Source organism: Actinoallomurus sp. NPDC052308, assembly GCF_040679195.1.
GTDB classification, from domain to species: domain Bacteria; phylum Actinomycetota; class Actinomycetes; order Streptosporangiales; family Streptosporangiaceae; genus Actinoallomurus; species Actinoallomurus liliacearum.
This window is the reverse complement of sequence record NZ_JBFAUM010000007.1, coordinates 123819-147905: the sequence shown is the minus strand read 5'-3', so window position 1 is coordinate 147905 and position 24087 is coordinate 123819. Positions and strand designations below refer to the sequence as shown.

The 24087-nt window shown below is 73.3% G+C and carries 1 protein-coding gene (cut by a window edge); it reads right to left on the bottom strand.

Annotated elements, in window-relative coordinates; all coding sequences use genetic code 11:
• Positions 1 to 24087: the 5' portion of a protein-glutamine glutaminase family protein gene (locus tag AB0L00_RS21010; protein WP_364436541.1), read on the bottom strand. It extends 22986 nt beyond the left edge of the window; the window shows 24087 of its 47073 coding nt (coding positions 1-24087); it begins with the start codon at positions 24085 to 24087; its stop codon lies beyond the left edge, outside the window.

The window sequence follows — 24087 nt, the reverse complement described above, 5'->3', positions numbered from 1 at the left end:
GTCGGAGTCGCCCGCCCGGAACAGGTCGGGCGGCAGCCGGTACTTGCCGCCACCGGTGGCCTCGAGCACGTGGTTGACCAGGTGCGACCGCGACAGCAGGAACGGCAGCGACTGGAAGGACCGTACGCCGGGATCGCCGGCCTCGGCGCCGAGCGCCTTCTCGTACCAGCGCGGCCCCAGCAGGCCGTCCAGCAGCTTCCGGGCGGCGGGCAGCAGGCCGTCCGCCGTCATGCCGACGACGGCCAGGTTGCGGTTCAGCTTCGGCAGCGGGAGGAGGTTGCGCACCTGCTCCGGTCCGTGCAGCGTGCCCGCCTCGGCGAGGGCGTGCGGCAGCTGGAAGTCCAGCGTGCCGTCCACGGTGGTCCGGGCGGTCGCGCTGTGGTGCGTCCAGCGGTCCAGTCCGCCGAGGAGAAGGTTGTCCAGGGGACGGCCGGCCATGTCGAGCCGGTCGACCTCCACGATCAGGCGCTGACGGACCCGTACCCCGTAGTGGTTCGCCCAGTCGTAGTCGGTCATCTCGCTGACCGCGTTCTCCGCGCGGGTCGTGCCGCGGTGGTGCCCTTCGGCCATCTTGATGTCGGCCGAGCCGCTGGCGTTGGTGCCGCCGGCGCTGAACTTGGGCAGGACGAGGGCCTGCGACCCGTCCCTGGACCTGGACTGGGCGGTGCCGACGTAGCCGTGCGAGTAGACCGCGAGGCCGGTGTTCCACCGGTAGTCATGCACCTCCGGCTCGGAGATGCGCTCGGCCCTCAGCCGGACCCTGACGACGTCGGTCAGCACCGGGCCGACGGGGTTGACCAGGTAGAAGGTGAAGCCGTTCTGGGAGGGCAGTTCCTCCCAGAGCATCTGGTCGCGTCCCTCCGCCAGGATCGCCTGCATCAGGTCCACGCCGCCCTGCATGCGGCCGATCCGGCGGCCCTTCCCGTCCCAGAGGAGCGGGTCGGCGCCCAGCAGGCCCGGGGCCGCCCGGTCGATCTGCTGCCGGACGATCTGCTCCGTCGTCCGTCCGTCGTCGTGGGTCCAGCGGTGGACGCCGTGGTGACCGAGGAAGAAGCCGCCCGGGTCCGTCCTGGTGAGGTACTCCGGCAGCGTCATCCGGTCGAAGGGAAGGCGCGGGTTCCCCAGCTTCTGGCGGAACGTCGCGTTGAACCGGTCGCGGATCTCCAGAGAGGTGATCGGCACCGCGCCGACCGTGTGCAGGCCGGCCAGGATGCCCACGAGCGGCGCGCGGTTCACCGGCAGCCCGGCGGGCGGCTCGGGGACCTCGGCCTGCCAGCGCATCAGGAGGCGCGCCACCACGTCGCCGCTGAGCCGCAGGTCGCCGTCGAGCCAGCTTCTCAGCACTTCACCGAGCCGCTGGTCGGTGAGCGGCGCCCGGTCCTCGGCGTACGCGACGACGTCGTCGGGCATCTCGGGCGTCGTGAACGGGTCGTGCGGGGCGCCGAGCGACCGGCCGAAGGCGGTGTTGAACCGGTCCCGGACCTTCTCGTCCAGGATCGGGGCCGCGCCGGTCTCGTGCAGGCGGACCAGCGTGCGGGCCAGCTTGTCGCGGCTGACCCGCACATCCTTCGGGAGGGTGGGAACCTCGCTCTGCCAGCGCATCAGGATCTTCGCCGCGAGGTCCCCGCTGAGCTTCAGCCTGCCGATGTGCCAGCGGAGCATGGCGTCCCTGAGCTGGCGGTCGGAGATCGGCAGGTGACCGTCGGCGTACTGCGTCAGGGCCTCCGGCTCGGGCAGCGCGAACTCCACCAGGCGGGGCCCCACGGTCTCGCTGTGGTGCTTGCTGCCGCTGGGCAGCAGTTTGGAGTGCTTCTCCAGGCGGCTCCGCACGTCGTAGTCCACCGTGCTCCGGAAGAAGTACACCCGGTTGAAATCGAGCTGCAGGAGCTCCTTGCCGCCCGTGCGGCCGCTGGCGCGCGAGCGGTTGAACTGCCAGTGCCGGTTGAGGTCCGTCTCCCCGGTCAGGTGGGCGGGCCCCGCGTCCCCGCCGGCCGCGAGGTCGAGTTGCTCCCACGTCCAGCCGTGGGAGCTCGTGCCGGTGGCCTTGCCCTCCATCAGCTGCAGCTTGATGATGCCGGTGACCGCCTTGTGCGCGCTGGCGCCCGCGAAGCTGGCGGGTCCCAGCTTGCCGCGGATGTCGATCGCGCCGAGCCGGTCGCGGGTCAGGCGGGACTCGAAGGCGTTCTCGGTGGTGTACTGACCGCCCAGGATCTCCTTGAAGTACGACCGCATGGAGTCCGTGCCGGCGAAGGTGTCCCGCAGCGAGGACGCCGTTCCCGCCGGGTCGGTCAGGTGGCCGAGCCCCTGGACCGCGTCGCGGACGCCGGTGGTGTCGAGGAAGGTCACGACGCCCTGCTCCAGCACCCGCGCCGGCGTCGGACCGCTCGACGTGGGGCCGCCCTCCTCGGTCACCGGCAGCGTGAACACCCGGGCGGTCTCCCCCGGAAGCGTGATCGGCGGCGGGTTGCGCCGGCCCGCGAGGACCCGGCCCTGCTTTCCGGAGTGCTGGAGCTCGAAGCCGAGCTCCAGGTCCCGCGTCACCTCGAACTCGTGGGTGGGCCCGTCGAACTCCATGAGCTGAGGAAGGTTGGTGAGGACGCTCATCGCGTCGCTCGCGCCGGCGCTCCGCTGGTACTCCAGGCCCATGACGGCGCCCTTGAGCACCTGGTAAAGGCCCCGCACTCTGAAACCCAGCGCGATCCTGCGCGAGTGGGAGACGGACATGCCGGCGCTGCTCATGCCCATCACCAGGTTGACGATGCGGTAGTCCTCCGCGGTGCCGAGGTACCGCGGCGCCGAGCCGGTCCCCCGCGCCCTGATGGTGATCTTCATGGAGTCGACGTCCCAGTCGACTCCCATGCCGCCACGCCGCTTCTTCAGCGTGAAGGTCATGCCGTCCTGGTGGAGCTGGTCGAAGTGGGTGCTCAGGCCGCGGTCGGAGGCGAACTTCTCGATCTGCCGACGGATGTCGGCCAGGCTGTCGAGCTTGTTGCCGTGGCCGAACAGGGAGTAGTCCGCGAACGGGTGGTCGTCCCGGGCGGGCAGGAACCCGTGCGCGCGGGCCACCGTCTTGATCGCGTTCCGCACCCGCTGGACGGTGCCCTCGGACCAGAACGGCAGGCCCGTCCCGATGCCCTTGGCCTGCGCGAGCCACGGCGGCGGCGCCGGGTGATCGGCGGGGTCCGCCGGCATCTCACGCTTGCCGCGACGGCGGATGTCGTCCTCGGCGTACGGCCGGGTGCCGCCCGTCTGCGCGCCCTTCAGCGCCTCCGCGTCCACCGGCAGACCGTGCTCGTACGCCATCGGCTCCGGCACCCGGACCAGCGCGTTCCCGTCGATCGGGCGGGTCGTCCCCGGCTGTGCGCTGCCGCGGACGCTGACGGTGACCCGGTGCCGGAACGACATCCGGTACGCGCCGGTGTGGCCGACGTAGCGCGGCACCACGACGTAGAGCCCGACCTTGCCCGCCGAGATCGAGTCCGTGTTCGACGACGTGTAGGACAGGTTGACGGACACGCCCATGCCGACGTCGGTGTTGTGGAACGGCTGCAGGCCGAAGTCGACGCTCGGAAGCGTCAGGGTGCTGCTGTTCGTCAGGCCGTGCCCGCCGCTGGAGCCGGAGATGAGCGTCCGCACGTTCTCGACGGCGGACTCTTTGCTGGTGGCGCCGACCCGGACCGCGCCGGCCAGCAGCTCGGAGCGGACCGACACCGTGGCCACCGGCCGCCCGTGCTCGTTGTGCAGGTCGAACTGGTATCCGCCGTCGGCGTTGTTGACGGCCGCGTCCAGATGCATGTTGAGGTTCCACAGCTTCTGGAGCAGTTCCTTGCGCAGTTGGCCGCCCACCGGCAGGTCCAGCCCGCGCTGCCGCAGCTCCGCCACCGTCGCGTCGAACACCTCGGGGAGGTGCGACACGCCGGAGGCGAAGAAGAAGGCCGGCAGCCTCCCGGTCTTCACCGCGGCGCCGGTCGCGGTGACCTGGGCCGGCGCGGTCGCGAGGTAGCTGTCGGGAACCCACACGAGCAGCTTCTCGTCGGTCGGGTCGTCGATCCGGTGCACCGGAACGGTGTCCCAGCCCCGGGCCTTCCCGACCCGGACCTGGAACGACCACTGCCCGGTGTAGGCGAGGAGCGTGTGGGCGCCGTCGGCGACCTCGACGTGACCGCCTTCGGCGTCGGCGATGTGGGTGGTCGACCGGTTGGACTGGTTGGCGGTGCCGGACAGCGAGACGCCGACCCTGACGACCTGGAGCGCGAAGGGCGTCGCGCCGATGCCGAAGGACAGCGAGATCGCCCCGCGGGTCGCGCCGGTCTGCCCGGACACGCTCTGGGTGTGCGCGCCGGTCGCGAAGACCGAGTTCACCGTGCCGCCGGCCGTGTGCTCGCCCTCGACCGGCGGCAGGTTCGACACCTTCCGCGTCGAGCCGGCCGGGTTCTCCACCTTCTGCGGGTCGGTCGCGTCGAGCCTGACCAGCACCTCGGCGTCGCCCATCGGCACCTGCAGGCCCCCGAGCAGGTGCGGGAAGTTGGCCAGCAGCCGCTGCGGGAGCAGGTCGACGTCCTCTTGCGTGTAATGCGCTCCGGCCCGGTCCAGCTCCCGCCGGATGCGGGCGACGACCTCCAGGATCTGCGGGAGGTCCTCGCGCGGAATACCGGCCCGGACGACCATCGGGTCCACGGTGACCGGGGTCATCGCCGCCGACTGCGCCGGTGCCGGCGGCTCCGGCGGCTCCGTCGACGCGGGCGGTCCCGGCGGGGCGGGCGGCGCCTCGCCCTCGGCGTCCGGGGGGAACGGCAGCGGATCCGGTTCGACGACGGGCTCCGTCTCGTGCCCGCTTTCGACCGAGGTGAGCGGCTCCGGGGTGATCTCATGCTCGCCCTCGACCGAGGTGAGCAGCCCCGGGGTGACCGGCAGGCCCTCCCGGTCGCCCGGGATGAACATCCGGAACCACGCCTCCTGGCGGGGTTCCTCCGTCCCGGTGTCTCCGGAGGGACGCGAGACCAGGTCGCCGGTCCGCCGGTCGAACACCGCCTCGTGCGGAGTGGCGACCACCGGCCCGTTCAGCGCCCGCGACACGGGCTCGGCGAGGCTCGCGCCGTTGTCCATGACCAGAAGCGGGTGCAGGCCGGGCGCCAGCCGCTCGACGGCCTTCGCCATCGCGTAGGCCTTGAGCTCCTGCTCGCGGGCCGTCGCCAGGCCGTCCGGCGCTTCGCCGACGACCAGCACCATCCCCTCGGGCACGACCTCGCTCAGCCGGGAGAGCGTCTCGACGTCCCGTGGCAGAGCGGACTTGCCCTGGCCGGGCAGCCACAGCGCCACCGTTCGGTCGCCGGCCCTGCCCCACTGGGTCTTCGCGACCGTCTCGGCCGCCGTCTCCTCGCGCAGCACGAGGTCGCGTGCGAGGTCCTCCGCCGCCGTGCGGCCGGACCGGGCGATCTCGGCGGCGATCAGTTCCCGCCAGTCCCGCGGCGCCCGTTCGAGGGCCGACCCGCTGAGCGCCGCCCGGACGATGGCGGCGGTCTCCCGCCGGAGCTGCGCGCGCCGGACGTCGGACAGCAGGCCGAGCGTCGCGCGGGCCTGGCCCAGGTCGAACCGGGCGGTACTGGTCAGCTCGTCCAGGACGCGGGTGTCCGGGAGGCGCGGCAGGCCGAGGATGTCGGCCGCCAGGTCGGCGGCGGCCCGGTGACCGGCCCAGGCGATCTCCGCCTCCGTCACCAGCAGGACCCGCTGAAGGCCCCGCGCCGCCGCGCTCTCGTCGTCCAGGGTGATGCCGGTGAGCTGCCGGATGATGAGCCGGGCCTCGTGGCGAATCCGCGGGTGGTCCGCCTCCTCATTGTCCCGCAGCAGGTCGATCGTGGTCCGGGCGACGTTCTCCCGTGCGCCGTCGATGAGGACCCGCGGCACGAGGGGCTCGTCGAGGTCGTGCATCAGGCTGCGCGCGAGGGCCTCACCGGCCGCCGCGCCGGACCGGGCGATCTCGGCCGCCACCAGCAGGCCCGCCTGGTCGACCCGCGAGGCCTCGCCGCCGGGGTCCCGCACCGAGGGGATCCGGCCGCTCAGGTCGCCCACGAACGTCGCGGCCTGCCCCATGACCTCGGCGCGGCGCCGCTCCGGCAGCCCGGCCAGGACCTGCCGCGCGCGGCCGAGCGGGGTCGAGGGCACGGTCTCCCCCGCGCTGACCGCCCTCCGGACGCGCTCGCGATGCGAGGCGGTCAGGTCGCGGGCGAGGCGTTCCCCGGCCTCCGGGCCCGAACGGGCGATCTCGGCCGCGACGCGCAGCCCGGCCCAGTCCTCCCACCGCACCCGGCCCCCGGGGTCCTGGAGCGAGGGGACCCGGCCGCTCAGGTCGCCCACGAGCATCGACGCCTGGCCCATGACCTCGGCACGCCGTTCCTCCGGCAGCCCGGCCAGCACCTCCCGCGCCCGGCCGAGCGCGGTGGTGGGCACGGGCGGGGTGACGGACTCGGGAGGCGCCGGGGTGGTCTCGGCCTCCCGGCCCGGGTCCGGGGTGGACGCGGGAGGGGCGACCGTCTCCTCGGGCGCGGGAGGGGTGAGCGTCCCCTCGGGCGCGGGAGCCGTGAGCGCCGCCTCGAGCTCGGTCCTCTCGGCCGGCGGGACGGTGGCCGGCGGTTCGACCTCGCGCCCGGTCTGCCCGGTCGCCGGAACGGTGACCGGGGATTCGGGCTCGTCGACGATCTCGTGAGGCGCGGGTGGGCGCTCGGCGGCGTCCGCCTCCGTGCTCGTCTCCGGCACGGACGTCGGCCGCGTCGGCTCTTCGAGCATCGTGACGGTGCCGTCGCCGGAGCGCGCCTCCAGCAGCCCGCCGATGCCGCCCGCCGACGGCGCGCGGCCGCCGCCCTCGGTCCGCGTGTCGGTGACCTGCCCGAGGGTGACGATTCTGGCCTTGGAGAACAGCGCGGAGGGCTGGACCTTCGCGGGCCCGCGTTCCGCCCGCAGCCGCTGGGACTCGGCGCGGATGTCGTTGTCCAGGCCCGGAATGCCCGCGCCCCTGCCGTCCCCCTCGCCGAGCTTCTGGCCAGGGCCCGCGAACGGATCCCTCGACGGCCGGGGCGGCTCGGCGATCACCGGGTCGGTGAAGGTCTTGGTCAGGCCCGCGAGGTGAGCGTCCGCGTCGTTCCCGCCGAGTCTCCGGCCGGGCAAGGAGAACGAGCCGGTCTCGGATGCCTGCTCGCGCGAGTACAGGTCGGCGAACGACATCGCGTTACCGGCCCCGTACCCCGTCCGGGTCGCGGACACCGGGCGCGCGGTCCTGCCGGACGACTCGCTCTCGTGGACCGACACGACCTCGCCGGACGGCTCTTCCTCGCGGGCCGGAACGCCGTCGCGGGGCGGCACGACCTGGCCGGTGCGCAACCGGTATCCCGAGGCCGCCAGCGGGTTGCTCGGTCTGGTCGACGGCGGGGCCTCGTGGGTCGGGACGCCGTCGCGGGCCGGCACGACCTCGCCGGTGCGCAACCGGTATCCCGGAGCCGCCAGCGGACTTCTCGGTCTGGCCGGCGGCGGGGCCTCGTGGGGGGCGGTGAGCGTGTCCCTGTGCGCGGCCGCCCACGCCGCACGGGCGCCCCGCTCGAACCCGCGAATCCCCATGCCGTCGCCGGTGCCCAGCTCGCCGCGGAAGAACTGGTACCGACCGGTCGGGTCGGTCCAGCTCAGCAGCGTCCCCCGGCCGGTCTCGGCCGGGATGGGGGGTGGTGTGAGACCACCGTCGACCGTCCCCTCGGAGCCCGAGGGAATCCCGGACGGCGGCCCGTACGTCCCCACGCCGCCGGGTGCGCCGCCGGCCGTGTTGAAGTAGGGCGCATCTGGATACTCCGACGCCGGCACGTCCCAGGTCAGCGTCTCCTGCGCGGGGAACTCCTCCGTGCGGCCGTCGGGATGGACGACCCGCCACGCGCTGGGCCGGCCGTCGGCCTGCGGCGCGAGGTGGAAGTGCCCCGACGCCGTCACCGCGACGCCGTGGGTCACCCGGTGCATGACCATGCCGGTCTCGTGGGCCGTCGAGTCGAGGTCGTCCTGGCCCGTCCGCACGGGAGTGCAGACCAGGACCACGTTGTCGGTGTGCCCCAGGCTCGCGAGCCGTCGCGCCGCCCCCTTGATGAGGTCCGCGCGCCACGCCAGGTCGACGCCGTGGCCCGCGGTGAACGCCGTCCGTGCCGGGTTCGTGAGCGGCGGGGTGAACCGCGCTCCCTGCAGCCGTCCCTCCGACCAGCGCCAGACGATGCCGGTCATCTCGCGCAGCCCGCCGTAGAACGACGCGCGGAGGGACCAGTCGAACGACGGGAAGAGGTGCAACCCGACGAGTTCCCCGTCGGAGTCCGTGATGCGCTGCCACGGTTCCTCGCCCGGTGCGGCGGTGAAGATCCGCCTGCGCGAGGTCGACGTCCAGGACGCCCGCGTCGCGAGGTCCCGCTCGTCGGCGCCTTCGGCCGGGGCGGGAGCCGGCGCGTCGTACGTCAGCAGGTGCGGCGGTGTCAGGTCGGCGAGCAGCTCACGGTCGTCGGTGCGCTCGCGCGGGCCGAACTCCTCGTCGGTCCAGGCGTACTGGTCCGCCGCCTCACCGGACAGCACCTTCCTGGGCACCGCGGAGCGGGGGTCACCGCCGAGGCCCGCCCAGCGCCAGGCCCGCAGCACGTCGAACAGCGGCTGCGACGTGGCCGTGCCCCAGGAGATCGCCGCCTGGAGGAACAACCGCTGGTGATCCGGCTCGAAGCCGAGCCGCCGGTACACGCGGAGCAGCCACTCGGTCTGGTCAGGCGGCAGGAGATGCACCTGGTAGCCGCGGACGTCGCGCATCTCGGTGCGCCACTCGTCGCCGCGCTGCTCCCGGGCGTGCGGGACGTCCTTCCACATTTCGGTCAGGGCCGCGTGGTGGTAGTGGACCGCCTCGTAGATCCCGGTCATGACGTCCTGGAGCGTCCACTCCGAGTCCTCGCCGAGCAGCCGTTCCAGCTCGGCCCCCGAGGCCACGCGGAAGCCGCCGGCGGCGGCGTCGGCTCCCATGCGGCGGGCGAGCGTGACGTACAGGCGGCGGGCGGCGTCGCGGGCGGCGTTGAGCACTTCCGGGTCCGCCCCCAGGACCCGCCCGAGGGCGCGCTCGTACACGGTGCGCGCCGAGGCCCAGGAGGGAGAGTCGTAGACATGCCCGAACCTGACCGGCGATTCGGGGACGTTGTCGGTGTCCTCCGGACGCGTCAGATCCGCCGGGATGTCCTCGGCGGTCGCGGGCCGGGCCTGCGGCGCGCTCGTCCACCGCGGCCAGTCCGGCGGCGGAGACGGCACCGGCGCGGGCTCTTCCACCGCCGTCTCGGACGGCACGGTCGGCTCGCCGGCGTTCGCGGACAGGGAGGTACGGGCCAGCGCGTCGGCGAGTTCGTCCACCGACGGCTCCCGGCCGTCCTCCTCCGGCGGGAAGAGCCTGTCGGTCAGGTCGTCGTACCGCTCGCCGAGCACGTCGCGGAGCGATCGGTCGAGGTCGGCGTAGCGCGCGAGCGTACCGCGACGCGGGCTGGCGCCCCCGAGCTCGGTCTCCAGCCGGAGTGCCGCCTCCTCGGCCGGTGTGCCCGCGCTCCGCAGCTCCTCCAGGACGCGTCCCGCGTGCCGGGCGTACCGGAGTTCCCGCATCGCCACGGCGTGCTGGACCAGAGTCCCGGTCTGCTCGCGCAGGCTCACGTCGGCGTGTGCCAGGTTCCCCCCGCCGGAGTACAGGGGATGCGCCTCGGCGTGCACCTCCGTGACCGTCGCGATGGCCCGGCCCGTCGGGTTCGGCACCCCGTCGGAGAACCACCAGGAGGCCGGGGCCTTGTCGAACTCCTCCCACAGCGCCGCCTGAACGTCGTCCAGATCGCCGGTCAGGAAGAGGTTGCGCGGGTTATCGGGATCGACGCCGATGGCGGTGAGCCACTCGCCGGCGGTCAGCGGCCCGCGATCGAGCGCCGTGTCGAGGACCATCCACTCCGGACGGCCCGCCACGTCGTGCGCCCACACCACCACGGCGATGTGATACGCCCAGGGGATCCGCACCGGGCCGAGGTGGCCCGGCAGGTCGCCGGAGCGCAGGCCCAGTGCCCCGTACCCGGCCTCCGCCTGGGTGACCATGATCTTGCCGACGGGCGCGCCCCACTGGAGGAGTCGCAGCGCGGCCAGATGAGCGCGCAGGTAGCAGCCGTCGGCGACGTGGTCGCTCGGCACTCGGACGGCGCCGAGCTCGGAGTGCTGGAAGGTCAGCTCGGTCAGCAGGTCGTACCATCGCGCGACCTGCTCGTACGCCACCGGCTCCGGCCGGGTCGCGCCGAACAGGTTGTGGGCGGCGGCCAGCGGCCAGACCTCGTTCCAGCGGTGCCCTGGGGCGTCGCCGTGCTCCCGTTCCCAAAGATCGTTCAGGTGCCGGTCGATGGACGCGCCGTAGCGGGCCTGGTAGGCGTCCTGCACCGCCCATGCCTGCGGCAGGTCCTCGCCGAGGAGGCGCAGCAGGGCGAACGCGCCCTCCGCGTCCTCATGGTCCACCAGCACCGTGTGCAGGTTCTCGGCGAAGGCCTGGACCTGCGGCAGCGAGGCCGGCGACGTCTTCGGAGCGACCGCGATCGGGCCGGGCGGCGGAGCCCCGAGAGTGAACTCCGAGACCAGGCCGAGCATCCGGAGGACGTCCTCGACGAGTTCCTCCGGCGCGCGTCCCTCCGCGACCGCGTCGTCCATCGCCTCGGCCAGTGAGGTTCCCCCGGTCCGCTCCTGGAACGCGGCGTCCAGCGACTCGGCCGTCCGGCCGTCCCCGAGCGAGCGGCGCAGGCGAAGTTGCTCCACGACCGCGGACTGGTCGACCGGGTCGCCGGCCAGCAGCGAGGCGAGGCGATCGGCGTAACCCTCCTCGGACGGGCCGGTCAGGACCACAGGATCGGCCGGGGAGGACGCGCTGACCGGCAGGGCGGAGAGCGGCGCTGTCTGGTCCGAGAGCGGGATGAGGACGGCCGGGCCGCCCTCGTCCCCCGCCGGCGTCAGGTGGAGGCTCGAGGGCCCGCCGACGAGCGTGTACGGCGTGACCTCGAACCCCGGCGTGCCGAGAATCTCACGCAACCGGTCCGCGTTGGCGACCTGACCGACCCAGCCACTGTCACCCCGCAGCAACGCCCCCGTCGGACCGTGGAAGAAGTCATCGCCGAACCGCAGCCAGCCGTCCGAAGACAGCGTCCGCCCATCCGGAAGCCGGATCCGCCCCGTGTCACTGACCTCATAACGGAGCGGCGCGGACCGGAACTCGAGCACACGCTCGTACGTGAACCACCGCTCCGCCGACTTGCCCGTCCCCGCCGGGACCGGAGCGGGCACCTCGGTGAGGCCGCCCTCACGTGGTCCCCCGACCGTGAACTCCCGGCCGATCGGCCAGCCGGCCCGCAGCGGATCGACCCCGGTGTCCCGCGACCCCCCGCGAAGACCGCCCCCCGACCCGCCGAACCGGCCATCGGGCGCGAACCCGGTCCTGGAGAGGAGGCGCGGGCTGCCCAACTTCTCGTGGAGGAGCAGGTGGGGCGCTCGCAACGCCATCTTCGCCCGCGCGTCCGTGATGCCGTTGAGGGGGGTGAACGCCGTCTGGACCCACTCGTAGAAGTCCGCCGCCTCGCTGTTCAGCGCCCACCGGGTCTTCACGGTGCCGAACCCGGCACGCTGCCAGGCGAGCACGATGCCGTGCAGCGGCTCCCCCAGCGGCACCCGCCAGGCGATCATCGCCGCGAGGATCCCCCGGCCCTGATCGGACTCCGGCAGCGGATTCGGATGGTTCGCCGTCAGATTCCGGTACGCGGAGAACAGCTTCTCAACGTGGTCGAGCGGCGCGTCGGCCAGGCGGTAGCCGCGCACCTGCCCCATGTCCGTGCGCCATGCCGCGGTACGGCCCACGGCCTCCTCGGCGGGGTTCGGCGGAGCCTGCCGTCGCACCGCGGCGGCGAAGGCGGCCATCGTCTCGGGCACCGCCCAGTCCGGGCGGGCCAGCAGGGCTTCGAGCTCCGCCCGCGAACCGACCGGTCGTTGTTCCGTCGCGAACCACGACGCGGCGCCCGCACCCCGCGTGGCCGACAGGTCCGCGCTCAGCGTCCGTACGGCGAACCGGGCGGCGGTGTGCGCGCCCTGGCTTCCGGCCAGGATCGAGGCCAGGGCCTTCTCGTGGCCCTCGCGCAGAACGGGCCAGGCCGCGTGGCGATAGACCATGTCGAAGAGGACGGGCGGTGGGGAGGTCAGCGGGTCCGCGGGCGGGCGCGGCTGCTGCGACGCCACCGGCCCGGCCGCCTCATGTCGAGGGCCGCCACCGGTCCGGGCGACCGTCCACGCCGGCAGCGCGGACGCGATGCGGAAGCCGAGCGGGGGAAAGACGCGGTTCAGCTCCTCCACCGTGGTCTTCTGCATGAATCCCGGGACGGTGCCCTGCCGGAGGTTCGGCCGCCCGGGCTCTCCTTCGGGGTGCACCCAGTGGCTCAGGATCTCCTGGCGGCCCTGGGCGTCACGGGTTCCGAGCGCCAGCGCGACATGGGCCAGGGCGCCGAACACCACGACATGCCCGGCGGGGATCTCCGGCGTGATCAGGCCGGTCCGGGGATCGATCTGATGAGACGTGAGATCGCCGGCGAGCATCGACCGCGCGAACGCCTCGGCGTACACGTAGTCCGCCTCCCACCTCGCGCGGGACGGCGACACCACGGCCAACCGCGTGCGGAAGGCCTCGGCCGTCACACGGGTGGCGTCCTGGTGGATCCCTTCCAGCCAGGCCTTGTCGACGGCCCCGGACCGGTGGGCCGTGAACAGCAACGCCTCCCAGCAGTTCATCGCGCTCCGCGCCGACGGCATGGGGCCCTGACCGCGGATCCATTTGGCGAAGTCGTTCGGGCCGCGCGGCGTCGTCGTGGCGAGCTGGAAGCCGTCCTTCGCGTCGAACGACGAGGGCACCCACTTGTAGAGGCCGACGGAGGCCAGTCCGGCCTGCAGGACGCGGTGCGTCCAGAACCGCACGATCGCCGGATCGAACGCGTAGGCGTTCGCCGCCGCACCACTCGATGCCCGGCCCCGCTCCTCCTCGGTCGCGGCGGCGGTGATCCGTCCGGTCCGGAGCGGCGCCGACCATCCCTCCCCTGGGGTCAGGCCCTGTCCGGTCCCCGGCGTGCGTTTGGCCGACGGCTCCGAGTCGGCCTCGTCATCGGCGGGCCGCTTCAGGCCCGAGCCGCCCGGGGCGGACGCGGCGGGGTGCGACGGACGGTCGTCCGGCCGGCCGACGACCTCGTAGATCGACGAGGCCGCGACGGTGTCCGCGGCGCCGCTCTGCTCGGTGGTCACCACCATGGCGAAGGCCGGCGCGCCGGACGACTCCAGCGGGTGGTCCCGCAGCACGCCGGTGGCGTCCACCACCGACTCGATCCTCTCCAGGTACCGCGCCGGCATCTCCTGGGCCGGGTCGAACGGCCCGCCCGCCATGAGCCCGTCGAAGCTGACCGCCGAACGCGGCTCCGTCCGCCGGACCCCGTCGCTTCCGACGACGGCGAACGTCGCCAGGCGCCGGAACAACGACTCCGAGTCCAGGTTCTCGTCCGGCAGCCCGCCGGCGTGCGACGACTCATGCGCGAGCACGACCAGGAAGTCGCGCAGACCCCAGTGCCGGGCGTCCGGGCGCGTCAGCTTCAGGTCCGGGGCATCCGCGGTACGGCCCGGGCGGATCTCGACGGCCTCCCCGTGCTCGGGGGCGACGACCAGCTTCACCGCCATGAACAGCTGGTCACCTGAGCGCGGGAGCTTGTATCCCCGGTTCACGTGCTTGTCGTAGATGCGGTTCAGCGACGACTGAAGGGCCCTGACATCGGCCTCGGTCACGCCGAACATGGGCTTGACCGGCAGCGTGACGACATGGACGCGGACCCAGGTCCCATTCTCCGCCTGAACGCGCTGCACGTTGACCCGGATCAGCGTCTCCCACGCGGAGTTCTTCCCCGACTCGCCCGCGAGGAAGTCCACCTTCGGGTCGTACCGCTCCGTCGCGACCTTGACCACCGGCGCGTCGAACCGCCGGTCCAGCCACTGATCGGGACTCGCCGGCCGCTCGACCTTCGCGCCCGGCTCCTCCACCGGAACCGGCATGCCGTTCCGGGGGTCGGCGCCGGTACGGGTCACCGGCCACGCCGGCGCCGCGGAGGTCACGGTCGTAGGGAGGTCGAGGAGGGCCAGCGCCTCCTGGATCTCCTCCACCGTGGTCCGCTGCAGGAACCCCGGACCGGACGGAAGGGTCGTCGGCCGCCCTGGCTCTCTCTCGGGGAAGTTCCAGTTGTTCAGGACCTCTTGGCGGCCCTGAGCGTCGCGGGTTCCCAGCGCCAGCGCGACGTGGTTCATGTCGCCGAACACCACGAGATGCCCGGGCGCGATGTCCCGCGTCGTCAGTCCCGTCCGGGGATCGACGGGATGACGAGTGAAGCCGCCGGCCGTCATGAGGTCTTTCAGCGTGCCGAAGTACGCGTCGTCCAGCGCGTCCGCCAACGCCTCGTCATCCGACTCCCCGGCCTGGCGCGCCCGGTAGACCACTCCGATCGCCGCCCGGGCGGCCTGCTGATGGATGCCCTCCACCCACGTCCGGTCGACCGCACCGGTCCAGGAGGCCGTGTAGAGGAGCGCCTCCCAGCAGTTCATCCTGCTCTGGGACGACAGCGCCGGTTCCTCGCCGCGAAGCCACCGGGCGAAGTCGTTGGTGAGGCCCGCCGGCTCCATCAGAAGCTTGAAGCCGTCCTCCGAATCGGGCCCCGACTGCGACCACTCGTAGAGACCGACCGATTGCCGCGTGGCCTCCAGGACCCGCCGCTTCCAGTCCAGGTCCGTGGCCGGAATGAGCGGAAGGACGTCCTCCGCCGCGACGCTCGCCGCGGGCCGCAGGTCCAGGGGCGCGGACGGACCAGCGTGGGTCGGCGGACCCGTACGGGTCAGGCCGAGCCCCTCTCCCGCGGCCCGGTTTCGCAGTTCCCGGGCGTGCTCGTCGGGGAACCTCCCCTCGTGGGCCACGGACGTGCGGAGTTCGTCCTCGCCGAAGGGGGCCAGGTGCTGGTACCGGTCCCAGCCGTCCACGTAGTCCAGCTTCGGGTCGTGGTCCCGCAGCTCGTTCAGGGCGAGCTGGAAGCCGCGCATCACCTCGTGGAAGCTGTGGTGCTTCTGCTGCAGCATCGCGCCGATCAGGGCCGCGCGCAGGAGGCCGAGGTCGATCGTCACGCCCCGCCAGCGGCGGGGCATCCGGAGGAGGTTGTGCGCGAACAGGTACGCGGAGCCCGACGTGCCGGTCATGACCAGCCCTCCGCCGGCCTCCGACCGCTGCTGGAAGCCGCTCTTCATCAGCAGCTCGTGGTTGCTCGAGGCGGGGATCCAGGGTAGGGACTCCCCGTCGCCGACGAACGACCGTTCGGCGTCGCTGAGCGGCGGCCGTACCTGCGACGCGGGCTGATCGGTGGCCAGGAGCTCTCTCATCGCCGCCGTGATGGCGGCCCCCTTGGCGTCGGGATCCAGGTCCGAGGCCCCGATCTCCGCGAGCCGTCTCTCGTACTCGATGCGGGCCGGGGTGTCCACCCGGTCGGCGCGCTCGGTCTCGATCTCCGGGTGCTGCAGGTTGTCGCCCTTCAGCAGCTGCGGGATCGTGCCCTTGCTCACCCCGTTGAACAGGAACGTCACCCGCTCACGCAGGTTGCCCGAGTCGACCACCTCCTGCAGCCGCTCGGCGGACATCCCCACGGCACCGGCCAGCCAGATGTCGTCGCTGCCGTACTGCGACCGGCGGCCTTCCGGCGTGCGGTCCCAGATGTCCTTGACGATCCTGCCGAGGTGCTCGTTGACCAGCGGATGCTCCGACAGGTGGACCGCCAGGCGCTCCTCGTACCGGAGCGCCTCCTGGAGGTACCGGATCCGGGCCAGGATCGGTCTCGGGGCGTCCTCGGGGACGAAGCGCTCCAGGCTCGACGACGGATAGACGTCCTCCTCCGAGACGCTCGCGGCCGGCCGCAGGTCGCCGGGCGCGGACGGTGGCGCGTGGACCGGTTCGTCACCCGGCCGCCGCACGGTCTCCAGGTCCGGCGGTGTCGTCTCGGCGGCCTCGGTGGGGATGGCCGTCCGCGCTTCGGCGATGGCCTCGGCGCGGCCGGCCTCGAACAGGTCGGCGGTGGTCTCGTCCTCCGAGGACGTCGTGGCGCGGTCCAGCGGCGCCCACCACCGGCGCCACTCGTCGAAGAACTCTTCGCGGAAGGACTCGGCGGTCTCGTTCACCCACTCGGCGTCGTCCAGGTCGTGGCCCTCGCCGACGGTCTGGAACGAGCGGCCCGCGGTCCTGAGCGCGGCCGGGACGGTGGCCTCGAAGGCGAAATGGGCCGGAAGCTCGGACGTGAGGCGCTCGACCCGCTGGTCCCAGAGCGCGGCCCGCTCGGCCAGGTCCTCCGGTTTGTCGACGGCTCCGCCGAAGATCTCGTCGTAGGCCGCCGTCATCCGCGCGGTCAGGCCGGTACGCGCGCGGGCGAGGTCGTCTCCGGACAGCACCGGCTCCGGGTGCTCCTGCCGCCACCGCTCGTACGCGGCCGCGAAGACCTCCCCGGACTTCGCGGCCACGCCCTGCCGGGCCGTCTCCCGCGCGAACAACGTGTGCAGCCGGGGCGTTCCGGTGGTCTCGCCGTACCAGGACCGCCACTGTTCGAGCCGCTCCGCCGGAGTCTCGGTCCGCTCGCCGGCGAACAGCTCACCGAACCGGTCGTTCACCGACCGGGCGATGGACTGCTCCAGCGACCGCCGCACGCCGCCGGGCAGCTCGCCGCCGAACTCGACGCCGAACCGCTGCCGGAACTCCTCAAGCGTCTCCGGCGGCGCGGTCCGCCAGGCCTTGATCGCGGTGTCCACGTCGGCGAGGGTGCGGGTCAGCGCGCCCTCACGGGCGGTCTGCCGGGCCAGCCGCGACGGCAGCGACGCGGCCACCGCGTCGAACCTCGCCTTCCAGCGCTGCCGCATCTCGGCGGTGGCCTCGGCGCCGGGCGGGAAGATCTCCTCGTACGCGGTGTCGAGCTCGCGCCACCCGTCGGACAGGACCTGTGCGCGCCCGGGCTCCGACGGCACGGCGTTGTCGGCGGCGAACGCGGCGAGCAGGTCGCGGTCGGGCTCGGGCAGGTTCCCCCGGAAGGACTCGGCGGTGGAGGAGACGAGCTCGGTGAAACGCTCCTGCTCCGAGGCGTGGCCGGCGTGCCGGTCGAAGGCCTGCCACAGGTCGTCGCCGGTCAGTTCCCCCAGGCGGCGGCCGGCCGCGCGCCGGATGTCCGGCAGGATCCGCGGGAGGGCGGCGCGGAGGTCGGAGACGCCGTCGAGGAACTCGTCGACGACGGTCTCCCACTCGCGCTCGAAGTTCGGGCGCTGTCCCGCGCGTACGGAGTCCGCCACGGTGTCGGTCAGCACGACGGGCAGGGCGTCGTCCGCGTCGCCCAGGCGCCGGCCCCGGTCCTGGTACCAGCTCTGGAAGGCGCGCTCGTACGCGTCCCGGCCGACCTGGAGGGCGACCTGCCGGGCGGCCTGCCGGTCCAGCTCATCCGGCAGGCCGTCCAGGATCTCCTGCCGCTCCTGGTCGCCAGTGAGGATCCGGCGGTCGAACTCCTTCCACGCCCGGTCGCGGACCGCGTCGAGGTACCCGCCGGCCGTCTCCCGGGCGCCCTGCGGGGCCCACGACTCGAAGACCTCGTCGAACGCCGCCCGGTCGGCGTCAGTGGCGGTCCGGACGGCGGCCTCGGCGTCGTGCCGGGCGAAAGTGGCCTCGAGGGTCTCGTACAGGCGCGCCTCCGCGGCGCGCCACGCGGGGGTGCGCCAGTCGTCCGGCTTCGCGTAGGACGGTTCGGCGACGGGCGTCCACGCGCGCTCCTCCGTCTCCTCCGCGACGGCGGCGGCCAGGTGCTCGTCGATGTAGGGGGTACGCAGATCGTCGACCTGGCGGCGCAGATCCTCGAGGTGGCTGCGGACCCAGCCCGCCGTGGTCCCGGACCGCAGCGTCACCTGGCCGTCGCTCTGCTCGGCCAGGAAACGGGTGAACTCCCGCTGCGCGACGTCGCGGCGCTCGGCGATCTCATGCAGCGCGTCGAGCTGCCGCGCGTGGTCGGACGCGAGCCGGGCCCGCGTCAACAGGTCGAGCGTCCGGCCGTCCACGAAGTCGGTGATCCGCTTGGCGAGCGCGGCCTGCTCCTGGCGATACCAGGACGCCGTCTCCGGCGTCCACTCCGGATCGGGCGAACGGTCGGTCGTCACCGTCCGGACCGGGGGCTCCGGTGCCGCGTCTCGCCGGCCCTCGGCGCCGTCCAGGTCCGCGGCGTGCTGCGGGTCCTGGGCCGGCGGCGCGGTCTCGGCCGCCCGGTCGGCGAGGAACTGCTCCCGCCGCCACGCTCGCGCCGCGCCGTCGTACCTCCCCCGGAGGTCCTCCACCAGCCGGGTCCGTACGTCCCCCGTCGGGGCGGGGCCGTCGGTCAGCGCCTGGACGAACTCGTCCCGCAGCGCGATGGCCTGAGGACTGTGGTGGAAGGCCGGGTCCACGTCGCGCATCACCGACCGCGCGTAGGCGACCTCCCGCGCGAACGCGTCGCGTGCGTCGGCGACCGCCCGCGCCTCGTCCAGCCGCTGGGTGAGCTCGGCCTCCAGCCCGCCGCGGCTCCCCTCCTCCATGGTGGCCCACTGCTGGACGAACCACTCGCGCGCGCTCCTGACCTGCTCGAGCACCCCGAAGACGAAGCCGCGGTCCGGCTGTTCGGCGAGCACCGCGTCGAACGCCAGGTTCGCCTCGTCGCGCTGCTCGAGTTCGGTGCGCAGGCGAGCCAGTCTCTCGGCGGCCCGGGCCTCGATCGCCGCGAGCGTCTCCGGGCGCAGCGCCGGCGGCGCCTCCCGGACCTCCGCCGGCGTCTCCCGAACCTCGGGCGGCGTCTCCTCGAGCAGGATCTGGGCCTGCTCGAGGTGCTCGACGGGCGCGTTCACCTCGTCCGGCACGTCCTCGACGTACGGCCGCCGGTTCGCCGGGGATTCCGAGACGGTGGGCACGGGCTCCGGTTCCGGCGCGAGCCCGGCGCGCCGTTCGTACTCAGCGAGCGGGGTACGGGTCAGCTCCAGCCGCCGCAGGTCCAGCGTCCACTCCGGGTTCTCGCTCCAGTCCCGGTAGGCCGCTTCCTTGGCCTGGACCTGCTCACGGAGGGCCGCGAGGCTTTCGCTCGCCTCGGTCAGCACCGTGGTGCGCTGCTCCTCGCTCGCGGCCGCGTCCATCTCGGTGCGGAGGCGGGTCCGGAGCGCCTCCTGGCCGGCCCGGTAGTCGGCGAGCGCGTTCGGAGACCGCAGGTCCGGGCGTCCCTCCTGGAAGACCCGCTCCAGGTTCTCCAGCGCGTCGGCCCGGCGGACCATGTCGGCGAAGATGGCCGCCAGCCGCTCCCGGGTCCGGGCGTTCTCCGCCGCGGCCTGCTCGCGCAGCCGGGCCAGCCGCGGCGCGTCGGCCTCGGCCTGGAACGCCTCCCAGCCCTCCCGGAGCGTGACGCCGAAGACGTCTCCTCGCGACCGTTCCAGCTCCAGCCAGTTCGCCAGGTTCCGGTCGCTCGGGCCGAAGTGCTCGTGGTAGACCCTCGCCCAGTCGGCCCGGAAGTCGGTCGCGAGCTCCTCGAACCGCTCCTCGCTCATCGCGAAGCGCCGCTGCGCCCGGCCGGTCAGCTCGTTCACCTCGGCGGTCAGCTCGTTGAACCGGCCGGCCCCCTCGCCGAGCACGTCCTCGAGACGCGCCTCGAACCGCAGGCGATCGTTGACCGAATGCAGGTAGGGCAGGAAGTGGTCGCGGTAGAAGGTCTGCTCTCGGCGGATCAGCTCGTCGTAGGACCAGACGCCCTCCCCGGGGCGGCCGACCACCGACTTGTACGCGTCGGTCATCGCCGCGCGGAAGTCCGCGCCGACCCGCTCGACGTGCTGATCGGGCCTGCCGGTGCCCTCCAGCGCCCGGTCCACCCGGCGCAGCATCGCCGCCCGGCCCGCGTGTTCGTCGAGCCGCCCGGGCAGCTCGGCGACCAGCCGCTCGTAGGCCGCCGTCAGATCACGGGTGTGCTCCTCCCAGTCGCGGGCGGTCAGCTCCGCGGGCGAACGGCCGCCGAGAAGCCGGGTGCTCTCGGCGCGCAGGTCGGTCCGGAACTCGGCCAGGACCGCGTCGTAGTCCACGGCCTCGCGCTCGGCGCGCGGCCGTTCCGACATCTCCATCCAGTGAAGGTCGTGGTCGCCGAGCGCGTCGTCGGCGCGGGTCAGCAGGGCGTCCTCGGCCATCTCGGCGCGGATCCGGGCGGTGAAGTGCTCGTCCAGTTGCCGCAGCGCCGGCCCGAGCTCCGTCGCGTGCCGTTCGAACTCCTCGACGGGCAGCGTGCGCGTCTCCCGGCCGTCGGGCAGGGTCCGCGTGTAGGCCTCGAAGTGCGCGCCGTAGTCCGCCCGCAGGCTCCGGCCGCGGTCGGAGGCGGGGTCCAGGCCGGCCGTCTCCGCCAGGCGCCGGAAGTGGAGGTCCGCCTCGTGTTCGAGCTCCAGCCGCGTCCGCAGGCCCCGCGTCAGCTCCGCGGTGCGGGCGCCGGCCGCGTCCGTGAAGTCGTACAGGGCGTTCTCGCGGTGTGCCCCGCCGCGCAGGCCGACCTTCTCGGCGATGCGGCGGACCTCGGCGTCGTTCGCCTCGAGGAACCGCGTCAGCGCGCGCGCCTCTTCGTCCGGCGAGAGCCGCTCCCGGTTCACGACCGCGTCGAAGTCGTCCTCGGCCTTCGCCCGCGCCGAGCGCGCCGCGGCCTCCAGCTCGAGCTCATCGTGCAGCCCGTCGGCCAGCTCCTGGAACGACCGTTCGAACTGCTGCCGCGTCAGCTCGCCGCGCAGGTAGCGGTCGAACTCCGGTTTCCACCGCGCGTCGAACCGGTCCCGTACGTCGAAGGTCCAGGGCCGCGTCCGGTCGGCGTCGAGCCGCGCCTGCTCGCGGATCATCCGGTCGGCCACCGCGGGGATGGACAGGTCGTGGTCCAGTCCGTACAGCCGTGACTCCAGCGCGTCGGTCAGGCGCTCCTCGAAGGGCCTCGCCTCGTCCGTCGGGGCCTGGTTGTGCTCGGCACGGGCCGTGCGGTACGCCTCGGCGACCGTGGAGACGAGATCGTCCGGCACGCCCGCCTTCCGCGCCCAGCCCTCCGGCTCGGACGCCGGATCCCGCCGGAGCAGCAGCTCGGCCACCTCGGACGGCGACGCGGAGTACTCGTTGTCCTCGAGCACCGTCTCCAGCTTGGTGGTGAGCCGCTGGTGCAGCGTCGGCGGCTTGTCGATGAGTTGCTGCTCTCCGCCGAGCATGATCTTTGGCGGCTTCGCCCGCGCCCTGTCGTCCTCGGCGAGAGCGGCCCGGTATGCCTCGGTGATCGGGCGGGTGAGACGGTCGGGCATGCCCGCCTCGCGGAGGCGGATCCTCGGGTCGGTGTTCGCCCCCCGGTCGGGCACGCCGAAGGTGTTCGGTCCTTCGTGGTACGCGGCGATCGCCGCGTCGACCCGCTGGTCGGCCTCCCGCTGCTGCCAGAACCGGCGGTCCTCGTCGCCGAGCAGCCCTTCGTGCCGCTCCGTCAGCCTCGCCTGGTCCAGATTCAGCCGGCCCTGCGCCACCGGGTCGGCGGCGTCGAACCGGAAGTTCGGCGTGACGTCCCCGTGGTCGAGGGCCATGGGGTCCACCAGGACGTCGTCCGTCCGGTGACCGCCGGGCGTGGCGTCGTCCGTCTGGAGCCCGTCATGCTCGTGCGGCGCGGGCGGGTCCTGCGGAGGCTCGTGATGACCCGCCGGCTCCGACGGGGTCGACTCGGTCCGTACAGGCGTCGCCGGCCGCTCGTCGGTGCGGGCGTCCGTCTCGCGGGACACCCCCGTCGTCTCGGTGACGGGGGTCCGCGACGCGGGCGTCGGGGTCTCCGGCGCGGGGCGCTCGCGGCCGGCCGCCGAGGGCGGGTTCTGCGGCCTGTCGTCGGGACGCACCGTCGTCGAGGCGGAGCCGGTCTCGGTCCGTACGGGCGTGGCGGGCGGCTCGGCGCGCGTCGAGGAGCCGCTCGTACGTGTCGTCGTCTCATTCGGCCGTACGGTCTCGGGCGCCGTGCGGGTGGTGCCGGGAGCCGTGTTCCGCGCCGCCGCGGGCGGCTCGGTGACCTCGGCGTTCGGTTCCGATCGCGATGACGTCGCGGGCGGGGTCGTCGACGTCGTCTGCGGCCGGGACGGCGGCGTCACGGCCTCCTCGGCGGGCGGCGCGTGCTGCGATCCGCGCGACGCCGCCTGGGGCGGCTGTACCGGGGTCTCGGTGTTCGTGGACCGGGACGGGACCGTACCGGCGGTGCCCGGTTCGACGCGTCCGCCCCCAAGGGCCGGGTCGGAGATCTCCTCGTGCGGGGCCGCCGGGACCTCGCCGTTCGGCGTCGTGAGGTTTCGCGAGGTGGGCGATTCGACGGACGACGTCAGGTTCGTCCGGGGCGCGAGGCTCTCCACGGGCGACGCGGGACCCGGTTCCGGCGCGAGGCTCTCGATCGGGGACGCGGGGTTTTGATGGGATCCGAGGTTCTCCGGCTGCGAGGTGAGCCGGGTGGAGCGCGCCGGGTTCGGCGCGGGGGCCGTCGGCCGTACCGGCTGGTTCGTGGAAATCGGCGAGTGCTCGGCCACCGGGGCGGGGACCTGCGACGGGAGCGGCGCGCCGTCCTCGCCGATCGGGTGGACGGTCTCGGTGAGGACCGGATCGACGGACGGCGGGAGGTTCCGGCTCGGCAGCGGTGACGGGACCTCGTTGAGGTTGTCCTGGCCGTGGGAACCGTTCACGGTCAGCGGGTCTTCCAGACCGGTCCGCAGGATCGGGGCGTTCTCCTCGACCGTCCCGATCCGCTCGGGAGACTCGACGGTCGTCGGACGCGACGGCGGCGAGAGACGCGTGTTCTGCGGCGCCGGCACCTCCAGGGAGGTCTCCGGCACAGGCATCGACCGTCCGCCGCCCGGACCGTCGGTGCCGGGTCCGCCGCCGGGTCTGGTGTCGGAAGGAGGCGTCTCGAGACGTTCATGTGCCAGCAGCTCGGAGACACCGCCGCCGATCTTCTGCGTGCGGTACCCGCCGGTGCCCAGATGGACGCCTCGGGTGATCGAGCCGAACAGGGCACCGCCGATGCCGCCGCCGACGATCATCATCGGATCGAACTGCCAGTAGCCCTCCACAAGGCCGGGCGCCATCGTCCCGGCGATCCCCGAACCCACCCCCATCTTGATGAAGTCGCCGCCGATGTTCTTCAGTTCGGTGACGATGTTGTTGTCCAGGAACTTCTTGAAATTGCCGGTGGCCAGCCCGTCGAACCACTTGCCCAGGCCGCCGAGCCCGGCGCCCATGCCGCGGATCCCCAGGTCGGCGAGGGCGCCGCCGACCGCGCCCTCGGCCACCCAGGTCCAGTTGATCGGCTTGTTCGGGTCGCCGTAGCCCAGCGCGGTGGAGATCAGGCTCGCCGCCATCATGATCAGCGCGCCGATCGCCGCCTGGATCGCGGTCGGCATGATGAACTCGATCAGCGACGCCAGCCGCTGCAGGATCATCGTCAGGGTCAGGCGCGCGGAGTTGTAGGCGATCGCCTCCTCCCCCAGGGAGGCCCCGCCGGTGAAGAACGCCATCGCCGCCATGATCGCGAGCTGGATCTGCATCGCGATGAGCGTCGAGATGATCTGGATCTGCGCCTGGCCCAGGCTTCGCGCCCAGTTGCCGAACTGCGTCGCCGCGGCGAGGGCGCCGTTCCGGATCTCGTCGATGTGGCTGCCGTAGCCGTTCGTGCCCGTGAGCTCCCGGAGCATCGCCTTGTACTGGGCGATGACCTCGTCCGGCAGCGCGCCGTCGACCTTGTCGAGGGTCTCCTCGATGAGCTGCGCCAGGGCGTCCAGCTCGGCCGCCAGGTCGTTCGGGCCCTGCGCGAGACCGAAGACCTGCCCGGGAACGGCCTCGGGCGGTTCCATCCCCATCAGGAACAGGAACAGCCGCCGTTCGTCCTCGTTGAAGACGAAACCGCCCCAGGGCTCATCGGACAC